General features: G+C 35.5%; 20 protein-coding genes. 16 read left to right on the forward strand and 4 right to left on the reverse strand.

The genetic code is table 11. The annotated features are described in order from the left end of the window. Positions 1–1,131, forward strand: coding sequence for a serine hydrolase domain-containing protein (locus CBF37_RS06720; protein WP_125983975.1), 1,131 nt, complete (start codon positions 1–3; stop codon positions 1,129–1,131). 53 nt (positions 1,132–1,184) lie between these two features. On the opposite strand, the gene CBF37_RS06725 is transcribed toward CBF37_RS06720, so the two are convergent. Next, positions 1,185–1,874 carry a YoaK family protein gene (locus tag CBF37_RS06725; protein WP_125983977.1) on the reverse strand — a complete coding sequence of 230 codons (690 nt, stop codon included), beginning with the start codon at positions 1,872–1,874 and terminating at the stop codon, positions 1,185–1,187. A 260-nt stretch (positions 1,875–2,134) separates the two neighbouring features. Between CBF37_RS06725 and liaX the strand changes: the two genes are divergently transcribed. From liaX to CBF37_RS06770, 9 genes are all read left to right on the forward strand, one after another. Continuing rightward, positions 2,135–3,622, forward strand: coding sequence for a daptomycin-sensing surface protein LiaX (gene liaX, locus CBF37_RS06730; protein ID WP_125983979.1), 1,488 nt, complete (start codon positions 2,135–2,137; stop codon positions 3,620–3,622). 33 nt (positions 3,623–3,655) lie between these two features. Next, a complete protein-coding gene (locus CBF37_RS06735) occupies positions 3,656–3,946 on the forward strand; it encodes a PspC domain-containing protein (protein ID WP_125983980.1) in 291 nt (96 codons plus the stop codon). After that, positions 3,946–4,305, forward strand: a complete 360-nt coding sequence (locus CBF37_RS06740) for a phage holin family protein (RefSeq protein WP_125983982.1) — start codon at positions 3,946–3,948, stop codon at positions 4,303–4,305. Before CBF37_RS06735 ends, CBF37_RS06740 begins: the two co-directional genes overlap by 1 nt. A gap of 157 nt (positions 4,306–4,462) precedes the next feature. Continuing rightward, positions 4,463–5,425, forward strand: coding sequence for an HPr(Ser) kinase/phosphatase (gene hprK, locus CBF37_RS06745; protein ID WP_125983984.1), 963 nt, complete (start codon positions 4,463–4,465; stop codon positions 5,423–5,425). Positions 5,426–5,427: 2 nt separating this feature from the next. After that, the gene (gene lgt / locus CBF37_RS06750; RefSeq protein WP_125983986.1) at positions 5,428–6,240 is read left to right on the forward strand and encodes a prolipoprotein diacylglyceryl transferase; all 813 of its coding nucleotides are present in this window, start codon (positions 5,428–5,430) and stop codon (positions 6,238–6,240) included. Positions 6,241–6,309: 69 nt separating this feature from the next. Next, positions 6,310–7,341, forward strand: a complete 1,032-nt coding sequence (locus tag CBF37_RS06755) for an NAD(P)H-dependent glycerol-3-phosphate dehydrogenase (RefSeq protein ID WP_125983988.1) — start codon at positions 6,310–6,312, stop codon at positions 7,339–7,341. Further along, positions 7,334–8,266 (forward strand): UTP--glucose-1-phosphate uridylyltransferase GalU, encoded by a 933-nt coding sequence (gene galU, locus CBF37_RS06760; RefSeq protein ID WP_125983990.1) that lies wholly within the window; start codon positions 7,334–7,336, stop codon positions 8,264–8,266. Before CBF37_RS06755 ends, galU begins: the two co-directional genes overlap by 8 nt. 41 nt (positions 8,267–8,307) lie before the next feature. Continuing rightward, entirely contained in the window at positions 8,308–9,300 is a 993-nt protein-coding gene (locus CBF37_RS06765) for a nucleoid-associated protein (RefSeq protein WP_125983992.1), read from the forward strand. Between the two features lie 266 nt (positions 9,301–9,566). Continuing rightward, on the forward strand, positions 9,567–12,215 hold the full coding sequence (locus tag CBF37_RS06770) for a cation-translocating P-type ATPase (RefSeq protein WP_125983994.1): 2,649 nt from the start codon (positions 9,567–9,569) through the stop codon (positions 12,213–12,215). Positions 12,216–12,696: 481 nt separating this feature from the next. On the opposite strand, the gene CBF37_RS06775 is transcribed toward CBF37_RS06770, so the two are convergent. The 3 genes from CBF37_RS06775 to CBF37_RS06785 are packed head-to-tail and all read right to left on the reverse strand — an operon-like array spanning position 12,697 to position 15,845. Then, on the reverse strand, positions 12,697–13,491 hold the full coding sequence (locus tag CBF37_RS06775; RefSeq protein WP_165866657.1) for a TPM domain-containing protein: 795 nt from the start codon (positions 13,489–13,491) through the stop codon (positions 12,697–12,699). A 38-nt stretch (positions 13,492–13,529) separates the two neighbouring features. Continuing rightward, positions 13,530–14,579 carry a CpXC domain-containing protein gene (locus CBF37_RS06780; protein ID WP_125983998.1) on the reverse strand — a complete coding sequence of 350 codons (1,050 nt, stop codon included), beginning with the start codon at positions 14,577–14,579 and terminating at the stop codon, positions 13,530–13,532. Positions 14,580–14,609: 30 nt separating this feature from the next. Beyond that, on the reverse strand, positions 14,610–15,845 hold the full coding sequence (locus CBF37_RS06785) for an SPFH domain-containing protein (RefSeq protein WP_125983999.1): 1,236 nt from the start codon (positions 15,843–15,845) through the stop codon (positions 14,610–14,612). A gap of 158 nt (positions 15,846–16,003) precedes the next feature. Here CBF37_RS06785 and dnaX point away from each other — a divergent pair, with 158 nt between their 5' ends. The 6 genes from dnaX to CBF37_RS06815 all read left to right on the forward strand — a co-directional run bounded on the left by dnaX (position 16,004) and on the right by CBF37_RS06815 (position 20,690). Then, on the forward strand, positions 16,004–17,707 hold the full coding sequence (gene dnaX, locus CBF37_RS06790) for a DNA polymerase III subunit gamma/tau (RefSeq protein WP_125984001.1): 1,704 nt from the start codon (positions 16,004–16,006) through the stop codon (positions 17,705–17,707). 31 nt (positions 17,708–17,738) lie between these two features. Beyond that, positions 17,739–18,053 carry a YbaB/EbfC family nucleoid-associated protein gene (locus tag CBF37_RS06795; RefSeq protein ID WP_206168046.1) on the forward strand — a complete coding sequence of 105 codons (315 nt, stop codon included), beginning with the start codon at positions 17,739–17,741 and terminating at the stop codon, positions 18,051–18,053. Between the two features lie 111 nt (positions 18,054–18,164). Next, on the forward strand, positions 18,165–18,761 hold the full coding sequence (gene recR / locus CBF37_RS06800; RefSeq protein ID WP_125984002.1) for a recombination mediator RecR: 597 nt from the start codon (positions 18,165–18,167) through the stop codon (positions 18,759–18,761). Continuing rightward, the gene (gene tmk / locus CBF37_RS06805) at positions 18,761–19,414 is read left to right on the forward strand and encodes a dTMP kinase (protein ID WP_125984004.1); all 654 of its coding nucleotides are present in this window, start codon (positions 18,761–18,763) and stop codon (positions 19,412–19,414) included. The genes recR and tmk overlap by 1 nt, the downstream gene beginning before the upstream one ends. A gap of 14 nt (positions 19,415–19,428) precedes the next feature. Next, the gene (locus CBF37_RS06810) at positions 19,429–19,758 is read left to right on the forward strand and encodes a cyclic-di-AMP receptor (RefSeq protein ID WP_125984006.1); all 330 of its coding nucleotides are present in this window, start codon (positions 19,429–19,431) and stop codon (positions 19,756–19,758) included. Continuing rightward, on the forward strand, positions 19,758–20,690 hold the full coding sequence (locus CBF37_RS06815) for an AAA family ATPase (protein WP_125984008.1): 933 nt from the start codon (positions 19,758–19,760) through the stop codon (positions 20,688–20,690). Before CBF37_RS06810 ends, CBF37_RS06815 begins: the two co-directional genes overlap by 1 nt. The last annotated feature ends 11 nt before the right edge of the window (positions 20,691–20,701 follow it).

Raw genomic sequence — 20,701 nt, forward strand, 5'->3', positions numbered from 1 at the left:
ATGAAAAAAATAAAGAAAAGTCATAATCGTTTTAAACAGACAAGTCTAGATCGTATAAAAGAATTACTAAATATGAAAATAATTGGTGTATTGTTTCTTGTTCTATCTTTAATTGTCATGTTTGTTTTAAAAACCGGACAAAAAAAAGATTACTCTGTTTCAGCTAACAATTCTGTTGATACAGAAGAAATATCTCGATTAATTGAAGAAACAGGTTTTATTGGAGCAGTTGCTCTGGTGAAAAATGAAAAAATTGTTTATAGTGAAGGATTTGGTTATGCGGAAAAAGATGATGGAATTAAAAATACATCAGACACTATTTTTCCAATGGCTTCTTTTCAAAAAAGAATAACATCTGTTCTAATAGGGCAGCTAGTATCTGAAGGAAAATTATCTTATACGGATAAGCTATCAAAATTTTATCCAAATATTCTTAATTCAGAGGATGTTACTATTCGCGAGTTATTAGACCATCGTTCTGGTTATTATTTACCTGAGCTTCCTGCAGATAAAGTGTTAACTAGTGAAGAGGAACAGATTGATTACGCCGTTAGTGAAACAACGTATGACAGCAGTCACGACTATGCCTATTCAAATGGAAATTATGTCTTTTTAGCAGCAATTATAAGGAAGGTTGATGGAGGTTCGTATGCAAATAGTCTCCAAAAACGTATTTTAAATCCTGTTGGTATGAAACATACATATACTTGGGATAAAGTACCTGATAATGAAATTATTGCCGAAGAATATATGGCAGTTGATGGTAATTACAGTAAAGAAGAACGTGTTTATTCGGATGAATTAATGAGCACTCTGTTAGGTGCGGGAAGTCTTTATACAACGGTGGATGATTTAGCTAAGTTTGAGATTGCTTTAAGTAAGAATACTTTATTGACTAAAGAGGAACAGGATACTTTATTTTACCGTGATAAAACTAAAGATTTAGGTATGCAGATGAAACAAATTTCGGGGAATATTTCGTCAGACGCTATGGGTGTCGGCGGATACAACAGCTTTATGTACGGAGATCAAGCAAATAATGGGTTGGTTATTACATTATATAATCAATTACCATCTGTGGGTAAATCAGATTTTGCAGAAACTATTTATGATGAAATTATGAGTGAATAAAGGAAAAGCGGATGCCCATCAATAGGCGTCCGCTTATGTGTTTTGATGACAGGTCATTTTGACCATTTTTCTAAACGATAAAACTTAATAACCAGGTATGTTTCAGAAAGTGCTAGGACTAAACATGCACCTGCAGCAAGTAACACGGCTTTTTCCTCCAGTCCAACAGCTTTATATAAAAATATTGACATAAAAGCACCTAATATAAAAGCAATAACAACAAAAAGATAGTGGAAACAACGTTGTAAATCTGCCGGTGCTTTAGAATACATATAATCATAAGAAGATGTCATCAAACCTTTTAAATTACCTGTTGTAAAAAGATTAGTATAAGCACGTCCTTCAATTTTATCAAAAGTAATCCATTGAATAGCAGCTGTAAACGAAATAATAATCGTTACAACAGCGGGATGGTTATTGATGGATGTTAAACTAACAATGAAAAAAATTATAGCTTCAAAGTATAAAATGTATAAACGCCAAATCACGATTTCTTTTTTTCGGAAAAAATCAATCATAAATTTAGCTAATAATAGGCCTACACAGAAGAATAGAGTGGATAGGAGTTTTTTTCCAACGCCAGCCCAATTACCATCAATCATTTGGCTTAAAGCTAAAATGATATTTCCTGTTTGTGCTGAGGCAAAAGCATTGTAGTGTATGTAAGTATAACCGTCAAGCGCACCGCCAATAAATGTTAACAAGAGTCCGACTAGGCGATCTTCATGAAATGAGAGTTTCATCTTAAATCATCTTCCTTTAAAAATTATGTTACTATTTTAACATATTACTCTGAAGAAAATCATGTGTAATTTTCAATTTAAGCTGAATAAATATATGGTTTGTATAAAAAGAATTGTAAGACTTAAAACTAGTAAATAAATCCAACTCAAGTCCTATGACAGAAATGATTAATTTGGGCATAATATAAGTATAAACAAGATATGTTGTTGGTGAGTCAACGAATAGATGCTGTAATGAATTTTATAGGAGGCTTTTAATTATGCAAGAACGTGAAAGAATTTTAGAATTAGTTAAACAAGGTGTTATTTCAACAGAGGAAGCTGTCGTATTATTAGAAAATATTGCAGTTGAAAAGGATGAAAAATCAATTAATAAGGATGCTGCTTATGTTAAGTCTAGTATTAAAAAAGAAACAAAGACAGAACAGCGTGAGACTTTGAGTGAGGAGCAATACGAATCATTGGTAGAGGAAGTAAATCTGCTTTCTGTACAACTGGACTACAATGCTGAAGAAAGTCAACGAGTTCAGCGAGAACTTCGTGAAAAAGAAGATGGTATTATGGTAATTAATACTATGGAGGAACTAGATGAATTAACTGACGAACGAGCAGCAAAACGGTTATCATTGGAAGCAAGTGTGAATGAACTAAAACGAGAAGCAGCAGAATTAGAAGAAGAAAAAGCATTGCTTTTGGAAGCTTTGGATCGTTTAAAACGTCAAGAAAAGACGATGAAAAAGGAAGACTTTATGTCTCAATTTGATATTCCAGAAGATTGGAAGCAGCAAACCAACGATGCAATCAATCAAGTGACTGACAAGATGGGTACAGCCGGTGTCCAAATCAGCAAATTTATTAAAAGTACGCTACGGTCCGTTAATGACAATATTGATTGGAAAGATGTTAACGTAAAAGTGCCAGGTTTAGTATCGCAAAGCTTTACCCATGAATTTATTTACCCAAATAACTTAGCTACAATTTTTTCGGTAAAAGCAGCTAACGGTAAAGTGTCAGTTAAATCATGGGATAAATCTGATGTGAAAATTGAAGCTGACATTAAACTTTATGGACGTATGGAGGGTGATTCACCTTTAGAATCATTTTTAGAACGCAGTCATATCGATGTTTCAGATGAAAAAATTGATTTTCAAATACCGAATAAGCGAATCAAAGCAAATCTAACAATTTATTTGCCAAAACGTACATATGATTATGTATCTATTAAGATGTTGAACGGGAATATCAGCTTAGAAAATATGTCAATGACAGATGTTTACTTAAAAACGACTAATGGTGATATGAAAGTAAACGGTGTATCTGCAACAATGCTTGAAGTAGAAGGTGTTAATGGCGAGTTTATTGTTGATGATGTAGTGATTGATGCGTTAGTTGGTAATTTAATGAATGGTGACATTATCACAAAGGGGTATATTCCTAATTTAGATTTATCATTGGTTAATGGAGATGTAAAAGTAACTAATACAGCAAAAGATTTAAACAATGTCGACATTAGTTTAGTCACAGGTACAATAAAGTTGGCCGTTGCCAAAGAAGTCGGTTTAGATGCATCGGTTAAAACAAACTTAGGCAGTGTGAAGAATAGATTGGCAGATACAGAAATTGTGCGTGAAAATAAAGATCGTGCTAGTCAAAAACTTCAATTCAGACGTCAAAATGAAAACAAGATGGCTTCACTGACATTATCTACAACAACTGGTACAATTTATTTAAAAGATGCAGAACACTAATCTGTGTGACTGATTTTTAGGAGGAATAATATTATGAAGAAACGATTAACAAAATCTAGCGACAATGTCGTTATTTCAGGAGTCTTGGGTGGCATTGCTGACTATTTAAAAGTGGATCCAACGATTGTCAGGATTATTTATGTTATCCTAACTTTTTCGACAGCATTTGCAGGTATACCGATGTATATCATCATGGCATTAGTGATGCCGTCTGGGCGTAAAAATACGTATCAGGGGTCCTCTAAACAGTATCAGGGAGGAAAGGGACAGCCAAAACGAAAAGAAGCACAGAAAATTGATGACGATGATTGGAGTGACTTCTAATGACGTATTTGCAACGATTGATTGTAAATACTCTAGCATTTGTGTCACTATCAATATTGTTTCCAACAAAGTTTTATGTCGGCGGTTTTATGATAGCTATTGTAGCGAGTGTGGTCCTGTCGCTATTAAACATGTTTATCCGGCCGATTCTTCACTTCCTTTCTTTTCCAATAACAATTTTAACATTTGGATTGTTTAGTTTTGTTATTAATGCGGCAATGTTAAGTATGACATCAGCTATTATTGGTGAGTCAAATTTCGCTTTTTCTAGTTTTTGGTCAACCCTATTAATTGCAGTTATTTTGACAATCATCAATGGAGTCGTCAATGATTATTTTGCTGATAAATATATAAATTAAATTGGTTAAACAGTCTTGCTACGAAAGCTACTTTCGTTACAAGGCTGTTTTTGGCTGTGCAATCGTTTTAGAAAACTAGTATCAATCAGTAGAAAATGATAGAATAGATTAGGTTCTATTAGATGATAAATTAAATTAGATAAGGGCGTGAATAGCCATGACAGTTGTTACTATACAAGACATTGTTAATCAACTTCAATTAAAAGTTTTTTCTGGAGAGGATTATTTAATAAATACAGTTGCATCAAGTGAGATTTCAAGACCAGGTTTAGAACTGACGGGTTATTTCAATTATTACCCACATGATCGTATTCAGTTATTGGGTCGTAAAGAAATAACGTTTATTCAAAAGATGACACTTGAAGAAAAAAGTATGATCTTCCGAGGTCTGTGTAAGGAGGATACACCTTGCTTTGTCGTTGCCCGAGGGTATGAGCCACCGAAAGAATTAGTGGAAATAGCAACGGATAAAAAGATTCCAATTTTGGAGTCAACAATCTCAACATCGCGTTTATCTGGTATGATATCAAATTTCTTAGAGGATCAATTAGCGGTGAGGACATCAATTCATGGTGTACTAGTTGAAGTCTATGGATTAGGTGTTTTAATCCAAGGGTCCAGCGGAATCGGGAAAAGTGAAACAGGACTTGAATTAATTAAAAAAGGACATCGATTAATTGCAGATGACCGTGTGGATATTTATCAGCAAGATGATCAAACAGTAGTAGGTGAAGCACCTAAGATATTAGAGCATTTAATGGAAATTCGCGGTGTTGGTATTATTGATGTGATGAATCTATTTGGCGTTAGCTCTGTGCGTCACCATTCGCAAATTTCTCTAGTTGTAAACTTAAAAGAATGGACTCAAGATAATACTTTTGATCGATTAGGTAGCGCACCGGAAACGACGATGTTAGCAAACGTTCCTGTACCTAAAATAAATATACCTGTTTCTACAGGTCGGAATGTTGCTATTATTATTGAGGTTGCAGCAATGAATTTTAGAGCTCGGACACTTGGCTATGATGCAACCAAAAAGTTTGAAAATAACTTGGCACAATTAATAGAATCAAACGCTGATAAGAATGAGGATGCAGTGACAAAGGAGGATAATGAATAAGGATGCTGGCACAAATAAATTCAACAGCTTTTCAAATATTCGGCATAGGTATTCAATGGTACGCCATAATTATTGTCTCAGGTATTATAATTGCTGGCTGGCTTGCAAGTAAGGAAGCTGTCAAAGTGGGACTGACTTCAGATGATATTGTGGATTTAATGCTTTGGGCGCTGCCGATATCTATTATAGGGGCTAGAGCATATTATGTAATATTCGAATGGGATTATTATTCACAAAATCCAGGACAAATTCTAGCGACACGTAGTGGCGGACTGGCAATTTATGGTGGATTGATTGCTGGAGGTTTAGTAGTTTATTTTTTTACGAGACATCGGTTTATTTCAACATGGAAATTTCTAGATGTTGCAACTCCTAGTGTAATATTAGCACAGGCTATCGGTAGGTGGGGTAATTTCATGAATCACGAAGCTTTTGGTGGAGTGACGACTGAGGCTTTTCTGCAAAAATTACATTTGCCTAGATTCATTATTGATAATATGTATATTGATGGTGCTTATCGTCAACCTACATTTTTGTATGAAAGCACCTGGAATTTATTAGGGTTTATTGTTATTATTTTATTAAGGAGAAAGAAAGGGCTTTTCCGTGAAGGTGAGATAACATTAACTTATGTTCTCTGGTATTCGTTTGGACGATTCTTTATTGAACAGATGCGTACGGATAGTTTGATTGCTTTTGGGAACTTTAGAGTATCAGCGGTACTCTCAGCGATTTTATTTATAGTAGCACTTGTTTTGCTAATTTACCGCCGTCTAAAAGTCAAACCTCCTTACTATACACGGGAACAAGCTTAGCCTACTAGGTATTATATTTTATGGTACACTAACTGTATGAATTGATTGATTAAGGAGAGCGTTAAATATATGAAACAGAAAGTTGCTGTTTTAGGAGCTGGTTCATGGGGAACGGCATTAGCGATGGTGCTGGTTCAAAATGGACATGATGTCAAAATTTGGGGTCATCACTTAGAGCAGATTGAAGAAATTAATACAAAACATACTAATAAAAGGTACTTGCCTAAAATTTTATTACCAACGGAGCTAAAGGCAGTACCATCCATTGAAGAATGTGTGTCGGAGGCAGATGCTGTCTTATTTGTTGTGCCAACAAAAGCTATTCGTTCCGTAGCCAAGCAGTTTGTTACGGTTTGTCGAAACAAACCAGTTATTATTCATGCAAGCAAGGGCTTGGAACAAGAGACTCATAAGCGGATTTCAGATATTTTAGCTGAAGAAATTCCGAAAGAAAAGAGAAAAGATATCGTGGTTTTATCTGGTCCAAGTCACGCTGAAGAAGTGGCAGTTGGCGATGTCACAACAATCACTGCAGCTTGTACTAATTTACAGAGTGCAGAATATGTTCAAATGCTCTTCTCAAATAGTTATTTTAGAATTTATACAAACCAAGATGTGATTGGTGTCGAGATGGGAGCAGCGCTTAAAAATATTATTGCATTAGGTTCTGGTGCATTACATGGATTAGGTTATGGTGACAATGCGCGAGCAGCTATTATGACTCGTGGATTAGCAGAAATTAGCCGTCTAGGTGTTGCAATGGGAGCTAATCCTCTAACTTTTATCGGTTTAAGTGGTGTTGGTGATTTAGCAGTAACGTGTTCGAGTATCCATTCAAGAAATTTTAGAGCAGGCTCGCTGTTAGGCCAAGGACACAATTTAGAACAAGTACTTGATGAGATGGGGATGATTGTTGAAGGTGTGTATACTACTAAAGCAGCTTATGAATTAGCACAAGAACGTGGAATTGATATGCCGATTACAGAAACCATTTACAATGTTCTTTACAATTATGCAACAGTTGATAATGCAATTAATGATATTATGTTAAGAGATTATAAATCAGAGCAAGAATTTGAGGAGGATGTATCAAATGACTAGAAAAGTGCGTAAGGCAGTGATACCGGCCGCCGGTTTAGGAACACGATTTTTACCTGCTACAAAAGCAATGGCAAAAGAAATGCTGCCGATTGTTGATAAACCGACCATTCAATTTATTGTAGAAGAAGCACGTGCTTCAGGAATAGAAGATATTTTAATTGTTACAGGTAAAGCAAAACGTCCGATTGAAGATCATTTTGATTCTAATTTAGAATTGGAATTGAACTTAAAAGAAAAAGGTAAAACGGATTTATTAAAACTAGTTGAAGAAACAACTGGTTTAAACTTACATTTTATTCGTCAATCACATCCTTTAGGTTTAGGACATGCCGTATTGCAAGCGAAGTCATTCATAGGCAATGAGCCGTTTGTCGTGATGTTAGGCGATGATTTAATGAACGATGATGTTCCTTTAACAAAACAATTGATTAATGATTATGAAAAAACGCATGCATCAACGATTGCAGTTATGGAAGTTCCTCAAGAAGATGTGAATAAATACGGCATCATTAATCCAGGTCGAGAAGTAGAACCAGATTTATTTAATGTGATTAATTTTGTTGAAAAACCTGATATGGATAAAGCACCAAGCAATATGGCGATTATTGGTCGCTACTTATTGACACCAGAAATATTTGATATTTTAGAAAATCAAAAACCTGGTGCTGGAAATGAAATTCAGTTGACAGATGCAATTGATACATTAAATAAAACACAGCGAGTGTTTGCCCAAAACTATAAAGGCGTTCGTTATGATGTTGGGGATAAGTTTGGATTTATGAAAACAAGTATTGAATATGGACTAAAGCATCCTCAAATAAAAGATGATCTGCGTCAATTAATCTTAGACTTAAGTGATAACATTCGAAATGAAGATACGGTAAAAAATGCAACTTCTTCGCAACCTAAAAAAGATAAAAAATAAAAGAAGGTAGTTCCTTCTTTTTTTTATGGAGAGAAAATTAAATGGAAATAAAAAAAGCAATACTGCATATTTTAGATAGAGACGCTGGAACATTAATTTGTTCACAGTCTGTTCTTGATTTAAATGAATATGCAGTGAAAAATTATTTGGACAGTGTACAGAAACGGTTGGAAAAAGCTGAATTTAAGCAAGGCGTATTAGCCAATAGTTCTGAATTGACTGGGCAGTTAATCAATTTGAAAACAGATTTCATTGAGACGACTGCTTCCATTGCACAATCCTTATTTGATAGTTTGGCTATTAGTGAAGATGCTCCGAGTGGTGACTTGCTGTTTTTTGAAGCGCAAGATTTAATGGATAATCGATTTTTTGGAATGGTTAAATTCAACTATAAACCTAGTTTTACCCATCACGTAACGTATTTAGATGACGTAATGCAGAATAATATTATTTTAAATAAAACAATTTTTCCATCTCCGAGTCAGCGATTAGAAGAGTGTTTACTTATTAAATTAGCTGATTTGACGACAAAGGTAGTTGAAAAAAAATATAGTTTTGAAGGTCAAAAACGTTTTTTTTTCACTGAAAGATGGCTGCAAATTGATCCCGCTCCCACAGTTACAGAGAATTTAAAAATTGTCAAAAAAGCAGTTAAAGATATTTCCGAGAAATTTAATGAAGAAGAATACGTTGCACTTACTCAAGCACAACAAGCAGTATTTGAAAGTATTGAAGAAGATGGGAAAATCGATAATCAAAAAATAGCAGATACTGTATTTGAGCATAATGCAACTGCAAAAGAAGAGTATTTGGAAACAGTTAAAAATACTAGATTTTCAGAAGATATTCCGAGCAATGTACCAAAATATGAAAAAAAATACAGCAAACAAAAGTTTAAATTAACAAATGGTATTGAACTAGTTGTTCCAGTAGATGTGTTTAAAGATAAAGAGCTGATTGAATTTATTAATAATTCAGATGGAACAATTTCAGTTATGATAAAAAATGTTGAAGAAGTTATTAATAAATTCTAATTGCAATTTTCATAGATTTGAGTAAATTTATTGCTATGTTTCAAAAAGTTGGGTATACTGACTCTATGATAATTCCTTTTAATTAGGGGAGTAACCGGCAACGGCAAGTTGTTATGATATCAACAGTAAGTTAACCGGCGACGGTTTTCTGGTATCATATGAAATGGTGAGACCTAAGACAAGCAAATCACTTGTCTTCGGTCTCCTTTTTTTTTTGGTACCGGAAAATGAAAGGTAAGTTCAAAAAAAATTAGGAGGTATATACATTGAAGAAAGAGATATATCAGTACTCTCTTGAAGAAGTTATGAAACAGACAGGTACATCGGATTCTGGTTTGACATCACAACAAGCAAAAGAAAAATTAGAAAAAGACGGGTACAATCAATTAAAAGAAGCACCCAAGAAATCGAGTTTTCAGTTGTTTCTTGAAACGTTTAAAGATGCGATGGTAATTGTCTTACTTGTGGTAGCTATTGTTCAAATGTTTATGGGATCTTATATTGAATCTATTGTCATCTTTGCTGTATTAATGTTAAATGCAGTAGTTAGCATGATTCAAACTAAAAAAGCTGAAGGGTCGCTTGAAGCGCTTAAAAACCTTTCAGCTCCTGACGCTAATATTGTTCGAGACGGTAAGGAGCAAAGTATTCCAGCGAAGGAATTAGTCATTGGTGATATTGTTATTCTTGAAGCGGGCGATTATGTTCCAGCCGATGGACGTCTAATCGATGCCGGATCATTAAAGATAGATGAAGGGATGCTGACTGGTGAGTCTGTTCCTGTAGAAAAAAAAGTGTCTGATATTGAAGAGGAAGTCCCAATAGGTGATCGCCATAATATGGTATTCAGTGGGACAATTGTTACTTACGGACGTGGACAATTTGTTGTTACAGAAACAGGTAATCACACTCAGATTGGTCAAGTAGCAAGTTTGTTGGAAAATACAGATGAACAAAAAACACCGTTGCAAAAGAGTTTGGACATTTTTAGTAAAAAACTAAGTATTGCTATTTTAATCTTATCGTTGATTATTTTAGGTGTTCAATTAGTACGTTTATTTACTGGGAATCACTCTGGAGATATGACTACAGATATTGTTAATGCGTTTATGTTTGCTGTCGCAGTAGCAGTGGCTGCAATTCCTGAAGCACTTCAGTCTATTGTGACGATTGTTTTATCCATCGGAACGAAAAAAATGGCTTCACGTCATGCTATCATACGTAAATTGCCGGCCGTGGAAACATTAGGGTCAACAAGTATTATTTGTACAGATAAAACAGGAACATTGACTCAAAATAAAATGACGGTATTAGATTACTATTTACCCAATAAACAGACGGGGACGTTTAATGACGATCCAACAAGCTGGTCGTTTGATGAACGTCGCTTAATTGAGGTAGCTGTTTTAGCGAATGATGCTAAAACAACTGAGGAAGGTGCTAAACTCGGTGATCCGACAGAGATTGCCTTGATTGATTTTAGTGATGCTAATAATCAGCCTTTCCGAGAGATACAAAATCTATCGCCTCGAATCAGCGAGCTGCCATTTGACTCTGATCGTAAATTAATGTCAACATTGAATACGATTGACGGTGAATTGTTGATGATGACAAAAGGTGGCCCTGATATTGTTTTTAATCGCTGTACATCAGCTTTAATTAACGGTGAAGTTGTACCAATGACTGATGATATTATTAAAGATTTACAACGTCAAAATGAAGCTTTCTCAAATCGTGCTTTGCGTGTACTAGCTTTTGCATACAAACCGATGTCGCAGAATGAATTAGTTATTGATGATGAAAATGATTTGATATTTGCTGGTTTACTGGCAATGATTGATCCTCCTCGCGCTGAAGTTGTCGAAGCAGTATCTGATGCCAAATCGGCGGGGATTAAAACTGTTATGATTACTGGTGACCACAAAACTACAGCTGTGGCTATTGCTCGTGAAATTGGCATTTTTTCCGATGGAGATATGGCATTGACTGGAGCAGAGTTAGATGCTTTATCAGAAGAAGAATTAATGACGTCTTTAGAAAAAGTTTCTGTATATGCACGTGTGTCTCCTGAAAATAAAATACGGATTGTCCGTGCATGGCAAAATAACGGTAATATTTCAGCTATGACGGGTGATGGTGTCAATGATGCGCCTGCATTAAAACAAGCTGATATTGGTATTGCAATGGGAACGGGGACAGATGTTGCCAAAGATGCGGCAGCAATGGTGCTAACGGATGATAACTTTGCATCAATTGTTAGTGCAATCAGTGTTGGACGTAGTGTTTACGATAATATAAAGAAAGCCATCGCCTATCTGTTTTCTGGTAATTTAGGTGCGATTATTGCGATAATTTTTGCTCTGATTATGGGATGGAGTAATCCATTTACAGCGTTGCAACTATTATTTATTAACTTAGTGAATGATTCTATTCCAGCTATTGCTTTAGGGATGGAAAAAGCAGAACCGTCAATTATGAAGTACCCACCACGTAATTCTAAAGAAGGAATTTTTACAGGTACTACATTAAGTTCAGTTTGTTATCGTGGTATTTTAATTGCTACTGTAGTTATTATTGCTCAATGGATGGGTATGCAAGAATCAGCTGAAATGGGAGTAGCAATGGCATTTTCTACTTTAATTTGGAGCCGCACGCTTCAAACTTTACCTGCCCGCTCAAATACACAAACAGCATTAGGTGCTGGATTATTTACAAATAAAGCAGCTATTGGAGCTATCGCTTTTTGTTCAGCATTATATTGTATTACCTTAATTCCTCAATTTAAACCAATTTTTTCACTTCCAGTTGGTTTTGATGCTGGTCATGTCTTTACGACAATAGGATTAGCATTAATAGCTATTATCTTAATGGAAGTAACTAAGATAATTATCAATAAAGTTCAAAAGAATAAATAGGAATATCCTTTGAGATCGTTAATTACAAACTATGGTCTCAAATTGAAGACAAACTGATTGCTCATTAAGAGTGATTAGTTTGTTTTTTTGTATTTTATTGTCAAAATATTTTTAAAGATCAAGTGAATAATGGATAGCTGGTATCTTGGATTCACAACTAATGTAATTTTAAAATATCATAAAATATTTTCTCAAAATTATCGACCTACGGTATCTTCTAGAGTAAATTTGATGAAAGTTTGAAAATGAAAAGCAAAAAAATAGCTTATATAGCTAAATCTGAAAATTATAAATAAGTTATCTTAACCTCAATAATTTTGAATGTTACCTTTAAGCTAAATACTCTAGATAATAAAAACTAAATTGCTCATATTTTTTCAACATTAAAATTAACTCATTTTCTTTATTTTACTAAGCAAAAAGACAAAGTATCATTTTTTGATACTTTGTCTACAATAAGAAATGTATTATTAAAATATTTTTAAAAGCTACCACCGCCACCGCCGTGGCTTGTACCACTAGAGCCGACGTGAGTCGAAGAACCGCCGCCAAAACCGCCACCAGAATTATTATTTTGTGGAATATGGCGAGTAGTTACTAAATCAGATGTTTTAATATCTTGTTGGCTGGTTAGAGTGACAGTACCTAAATCGTAAAAGGGATAGTCATAGACACTTCCTTTAAGTTGATAGCGTCTTGAAACAACTAGATAGATAGAAACAGCTACTGCAGACCCTAAAATTAAAGCAATAATAATTTTTAGAGGTGATAGGTAGGGAACACGAATGACTTTTCCAGTATCAGCGTTATATTCATAACCCTTAGGGATTCCTTTTTTTACATATTTGTTTACATCATTAAGGATGTTAGTGATTGCAGCAGTGTAATCACTTTTTTTCATGTCATTTTTAGCGCTGTTGATAATTGATTTAATTCTAGAATCAGATAGAAACGCTGTCATTTCACCAGTTGTAGAGATATAGTAATTGCGGCTTTGCATATCGATTAACAAAAGCATTCCATCTTTGGTTTTATTTGTTCCGAACCCGCCCTCATCGTAAAAATCATCCGCATACGCAATATAATTCTTGCCTTGTGTATCGTCAGTGGTAACAACAACGATATCCATCTTTGTCTGTTCCTTAGTATAATTAATTTGTTCTGTAATTTGTTGTTTCTGATTATTATTAAGCAAATTGGCTTGGTCGAATAGTCGCTGGTTAGAAACAGGTTCTTTTGCTTCGACTATTTTAGAAAAACAGACGAATGAAATCAAAATCAAGCTCCAGGCTAAAATAATAGGTCTATATTTATTTAAAATAGGAAATACCCCCCTACCATCAATAACCCGCCGATTACGCTGCCTGCAAGAATCGCGGTACTATATAACTTGGTTTTATTAATTGGTAAAATACCACCAACTTTCCCAGTAGCACCGTTCATGGCATAGTAATAGGGCTCCTTTTTTTTATCGTCTTGATAAGTAATAACCCAGAGAGGTAAGAGCAGGTATTTATTGGATTGGCTTAATATTGTTGCTTGTCGCTGTTTAGGAGTAACACTAGTATACCCTGTGACATTATTGAGCAGTAGTGATTCTGAGTAGTTTGTTAATTCTTCATCAACATCATGCTGAATTGATTGAAATTCAATATCGCGTTTTTCGGCTTGAAATCCAGAAAGGAATTGTGTGTGGAAATCTTTAACATCGTCGACAGGGAAGGGTTGAACAGATTCAATCATTTTTTGTCTTGTGTTCTTTGACAAGGCATTTTTTAATAGAGCTTTAAAAGATAATTTACCGTTTCGTTTGATGTCGTATAGTCGCGTACGAGTATATTCGGTTTCTCCAACACGCCAAATATCGATTTTCGTTCCTTTGGCTGTTACAGAACCATTTAGCTCAGCATCGATATTCCAATAAGGGAAATAAACGCCAGATATCTTATTGATTTGATCTGCTGAGAAAAAATCTTTAGGAATAAATTTCTTTTGTTTTGTCCATTCAATAAATTTTTCTCGGGCAGATTCCTCGGAAATCTTAAAGGGCAAAATAGCATTTGGCAAAAAGTCACCCGAGACTCGATCTGTCAGTACTACGGGATTGTGGCAATAATAACAGAAAGTAGCAACTGTAGTATCATCTGTTACCACATCTCCGCCGCAACTAGGACAATGATAAAGATTAAACTGCTGTTCTTTTACTTCTTCTAAATTTTCATGTTGTTCCTGTGTTTTAGCAGCTGTTATGTCTGTTTCAGAGAAGACACTTAAGCAGTATTCACAATGAAAACTCTGCTTTTCTGGATCAAAGAGCAAAGGTCCGTCACAGTTGGGACATTTGTGAGAAATAACATCACTCATTTTACCGCCTCCTTTCATTCTAATTAAATATTAGAGCGGTATAGCTTGGAAGGGTTGTCCGCATTCTGGACAAAACTTTGGCAGCTGATCAGTAATAGTGATTACCGTTCGACACGCACTGCATCTAACCTGAAGACCGCCGTTGCCTTGGACTGTTGTTTCTGCAGGTTTCGGCATGCCACATTCTGAACAAAACTTACCTTCATTAATCGTCCCGTCGGAAGGGCAGGTCCAAGTATTAGTTTTTTCAGTGGATTGTTTCTGTTGCTGCATCTGGTCATGATTTGCTTGTGAAGCTTGATTAAAGAAGTTTCCAGTAGCTCCCATACCGGCATTCATTCCCATAAAGCCTGCCATACTACCGTTAGCATTGGATCCAGCATCTTTCATCCCTTCAGCGATTGAACCTTGAACAAAGCCTTCACGAATAGAAGGGTCACCCAGCATAGCGCCTTTATTTCTCATATTAATCAAATCTTGAGAATCATCTGTATAAGAAATGCTAGAGATAGCTACTGAGACAATTTCCATACCACGTAAACGGCGCCAGTCATCATCCAACATAGTTGACATCTGTTGACTTAAAGCTAGACTTTTTGCAGGGATGTAAGAAATGCGTTCCCCCATCATTGACAATTGATTAATAGATGCTTGGAGAGCAGTTAAAAATTCTGCTAAAAACTGTTCATTGATATCTTTTATTTCAATTTGATCTTTGCTTTTTGAAACGACATTTGTATAAAAAAGAATCGGATCAATAATTTGAATAGAATAATTACCATGTGCTCTAAGAAAAAGTTCGGCATTATAAAAATTATCAAAATAGTTTAACGGCGTGCTGGTGCCGAATTTTATTCCCCGAATCTCTTGTAAATTGATGTAGAAGACTTTTTGTTTCTGTGGTGTAACCCCTCCAAATTTAAAGCGGTCAAACGATTCTTGAATGGCTCCTTTTAAATTACCGGTAAACATTGAAGGAGCGGAATGACTTTCAACTGTGTAGTAGCCTTCTTCCGCGGTAAAGTCAATAATTTTACCTCCGTCGACTAACAACATCATTGTATTTGGGTAGACGTGGATTACTGAGCCGTCCGTGATGACGTCTGCAGTTCCTTTCTTATTTGCCCCTCGTTTATCATTTTTTCTGACTTTAAAGCCTGTTGTCATAACAGTTTGTTCATCTAATTTATCAGGTTCGATAACTTCTAGCCATTGATCTGCTAGACCACCGCCTATTGAGCTTGTTGCTGCTTTAATTAATCCCATACTAGTCACTCCTTCAAAGTAGTTAAAACTTGTCTTTATTTTATCATATGATGATATTTCTGAACAATCATTCTAAAGTCGCAGCTTGATATTCTTCAGTATCATTGTTGATACGAATATTGTATAATGTTAAGGAGTAAAAATAAGGAGAGATGATTGTGGCCTATCAAGCATTGTATAGAGAATGGCGTTCGCAGACCTTTGATGATTTGGTGGGGCAGCAAATGATTACCCAAACATTAAAAAATGCGATAACGCAAAATAAGGTGTCACATGCCTATCTTTTTACGGGTCCCAGAGGAACTGGAAAGACAAGTGCTGCTAAAATTTTTGCCAAGGCAATAAATTGTCCTAATAATGTTAACGGCGAACCGTGTAACCACTGCCCCAACTGTATCGGAATTACTGAAGGAACGATTAATGATGTATTAGAAATCGATGCGGCCAGTAATAATGGTGTAGAGGAAATTCGCGATATCAGAGATAAAGTTAAATATGCTCCGACACAAGTACCGTATAAAGTTTATATTATTGATGAAGTTCATATGCTGTCAACAGGAGCATTTAATGCTTTATTAAAGACGCTTGAGGAACCGCCTGAACATGTTATTTTTATTTTAGCGACAACTGAACCTCATAAAATACCAGCAACAATTATCTCACGGACACAGCGTTTTGATTTTAAACGAATCGGGACAGTAGATATTGAAAAACATATGTCAGATATCTTGATATCAAAATCAATTGATTTTGAAGAAGGGGCTCTTAAAGTTATCGCTCGGGCAGCCGAGGGCGGTATGCGTGACGCATTGAGTATTTTAGATCAGGCCATTTCTTTCAGCGATGGATTAGTTACTCTTCAAGATGCTTTAGAGGTAACAGGCAGTTTGACCAGCGAAATGATGGATGACTATTTAACAGCTTGTTTCCATCATGAAACAGAGCAGGGATTAACCATTCTAAATCAGTTAATTGATGAAGGAAAAGAAAGTCAGCGAATTATTGAAAACTTACTGATGTACTGTCGAGATTTATTAGTCTACCAGCAAGCTCCAGCGTTAGCTGAAACACAAATGGGTTATTGTACGGATGGGTTTAAACAGTTAAGTCATAAATTATCAACAGAGACTTTATATAGTTGGATAAATGAGTTGAATGATGGATTAAAAGAGATGAAATTCAGCCATCAGCCGACTATTTACTTGGAAGTTTTAACAGTGAAATTAACGACAACACAAAATCAGCAGCCCTTGTCAGTTGGAAACACAGCACCGGATTTACCGGAAATTAATTATTTAGAGCAAAAGGTATCAGACTTAGAAAAACAGCTTGCGGAACTTCAAAAAAATGGCAGCCTAAATGTACCAATGGAAGCCGCACATCAAAAAAACACTTCAGCTAAAAAATCTAAGCAGAGTTCGTATCGTGTGCCAAAAGAGCAGGTTTACCAAGTATTAGAAGCCGCGACTAAAGATCATTTGGCACAAGTTCGTAATGTGTGGGGAGATTTGCTTCATATGTTGACGGTGACACAAAGAGCTTTAATTAAAGCCAGCGAACCAGTGGCAGCAAGTTCAGAAGGGGTAGTATTAGCCTTTGATTATGATATTTTGTGTCAAAAAACGAGTGCTGATACAGAATTACAAGAAGAAATTCGACAAGGCTTGCATCGTTTGGTACAATATAGTCCGAAAATTGTCAGTATTCCAAAACAACAATGGGGTTCGTTGCGACAGGGATTTATTGCTCAAATGGGTGATAACTCAGAGCAGATGCAGCCGAAGGAGGCTGAAAAGGAAGCCCCGATTATTTCAGAGGCCAAAGAACTGTTTGGTGATGTAGTTGATATTGTCAATGATTAAATAAATAAAATAGTATAGGAGAATGATAATAATGATGCGCGGTATGGGAAATATGCAAGGTATGATGAAACAAATGCAAAAAATGCAAAAAGAAATGGAGACTACAAAAGCAGATTTTGATTTAAAAGAATTTAAAGGGCAAGCAGGCAACGGTTTGGTGGAAGTTACAATGACAGGTGATAAACGTGTTAAAGATATCGTCATTAAACCAGAAGTAGTCGATCCTGATGATGTCGAAATGATTCAAGATTTAGTGTTAGCAGCGACTAATGATGTGTTAGAGATAATTGATAGTGAAACGGAACGCGTGATGGGTAAATACGCTAAAAGTATTCCTGGATTTTAAAACAACATGTTAAAAAGGTCGAAGGTCGTAGGGGGTTGATTTTTTAATAACTCCGCTGCGGCCTTTAATTGTGATATGATGGAAAAGTTATCTAGAAAGCAGGTAGAATGAATGCAATATCCAGCACCGATTGCAAAATTAATTGAAAGCTATATGAAATTGCCGGGGATTGGCGCGAAGACGGCTACAAGATTAGCATTTTACACAATCAATATGCGTGAAGAAGATGTTACAGACTTTGCAAAATCATTAATCAGTGTTAAACGAGATTTACATTTTTGCAATATTTGTGGAAACATAACTGATGAAGAGAAATGTGATATTTGCCGTGACCCTAATCGTGATCGTTCAACTGTTTTAGTAGTTGAGGAATCGAAAGATGTAATGTCTATGGAAAAAATGCGCGAGTATCACGGTCTGTATCACGTGCTTCACGGTGTTTTATCACCGATGGATGGTACAGGACCGGATGATTTAAATATTGCTTCATTAATAAAAAGACTCCATGATAGTGAAATAAATGAGGTTATTATAGCAACGAATGCAACAACAGACGGAGAAGCAACAGCGATGTATTTATCGCGTTTAATCAAACCTGCAGGCATTAAAGTGACACGATTAGCACATGGGTTATCCGTAGGCAGTGATATTGAGTATGCGGACGAAGTGACACTATTAAAAGCTGTTGAGGGAAGGACGGAACTATAGTGGTACCTGACAAAGGCATTTTTATAACAATAGAAGGTCCGGACGGGGCCGGAAAATCTACGGTAATTCAAGCATTGAAAATACTAATTGAAGAAACGTGTAAAGTTCCTTTGATGTTAACAAGAGAACCTGGAGGGATAGAGATAGCAGAGCAGATACGTGAAGTTATTTTAAATCCTGAGAATACGGCTATGGACGAGCGGACAGAGGCTTTGCTTTATGCTGCAGCGCGAAGGCAGCATTTAGTTCAAAAAGTTTTGCCTGCGATTAAAAAAAATAAAATTGTTTTATGCGATCGTTTTGTTGATAGTTCTTTGGCCTATCAAGGTGCTGGGCGTGATTTAGGGATTGACGCTGTCTGGCAGATTAATCAATTTGCTATTCAAAATGTTATGCCTGATTTAACGTTGTATTTAGATGTTCCCATTGAACTCGGTTTAGCAAGAATTAAATCAGGTCGAAAAGCCAGTGAACTTGACCGCCTGGATCAAGAAAACATTGAATTTCATTTAAAAGTTCGTGAGGCGTATATATCACTTTTAAAACGTTTTCCAGATAGAATGAAGCTGATTGACGCATCATTAGATATAGAAACTGTTACATTAGCGTGTTACAATTTAATCAAGGATCAATTTCCGATTTATTTTAATTAAGGAGATGTGTCAAAATGAAGTTATTATTAGCGATTGTTCAAAATAAAGATAGTAACCGTTTGTCAAGTGAATTTAATCAAGCCAATGTAAGAGCGACAAAATTATCGACAACTGGTGGCTTTTTAAGATCTGGAAACACAACTTTTATCGTTGGGATTGAAGATGATCGTGTGGATGAGGCGTTATCAATCATCGAACAAACATGTCAATCAAGAGAACAGTATATGACTTCACCATTTAGTTTGGATATTCCGTTAGATACGCAATCCACAGATCCAGTACAAGTACAAGTTGGTGGTGCCACTGTATTTGTAATGCCTGTAGAAGGGTTTTTCCATTTTTAATGACTGAAAATTTAACAAATAAAATAAAAATAGCGCAGCCTCAATTGGTTGCGTTTTTTTTAAAAATAGCGCAAGAACATAAAATAAATCATTCTTATATTTTTGAAGGTGAAGATAATAATATATTATATGAAACGTCATTATGGTTTGCACAGCTGGTCTTATGTCAAAGTCCATTAACTGATGGTAGTCCATGTGGAATGTGTTTGACATGTAGACGAATTATTCAACAAGATTATCCTGATGTTTTGACAATCATTCCAGAAGGTCAGACGATTAAAGTAGAACAAGTTCGACAGATGAAACAGTTGTTGACAAAAAGTGGATTAGAGAGTCCTAAACGTATTCTGATTATTCGGGAAGCTGAAAAAATGACCGTCACCTCTGCAAATACACTGCTGAAGTTTATTGAGGAACCAGATGGAGATATGTTTATCATTTTTTTAACTAATAACAGTCAGCGTATTTTGCCGACCATTCAATCTCGATGCCAGCAGATTCATTTAAAACCAGTAAAAAAAAGTTTGATGATTCAACAATTGATAGAAAAAAATATTCCGCAGACAGTTGCTGGGGAATTAGCTGAAGTATGCGCATCAGTTATATCTGCTGTTGAATTATTTGAAAATGAATGGTTTAATGATTTTAGGGAAACTGTCCAAAAGTGGTTTAACCAAATTAAGTCAAGAAGTCCATTAGCTTTTATTACGGTTCAGCAGCATTTAGTTAAATCAGCGAAAGAACGCAGCCAGCAACAACTGATTTTTGATTTATTGATAGCGCATTATCGATTAGATATGGAAAAAAACAACAATTATAAGATATCCCATGTTGAAACAATTGAATTGATAATATCGGCAAAAAGAAAATTAGAAGCTAATGTTAGTTTCCAAAATGTTGCGGAACAGTTGGTGTGGCGTATTATGGCATAGCTAAGGAGGAT

Source organism: Vagococcus vulneris, assembly GCF_003950515.1.
GTDB classification, from domain to species: domain Bacteria; phylum Bacillota; class Bacilli; order Lactobacillales; family Vagococcaceae; genus Vagococcus; species Vagococcus vulneris.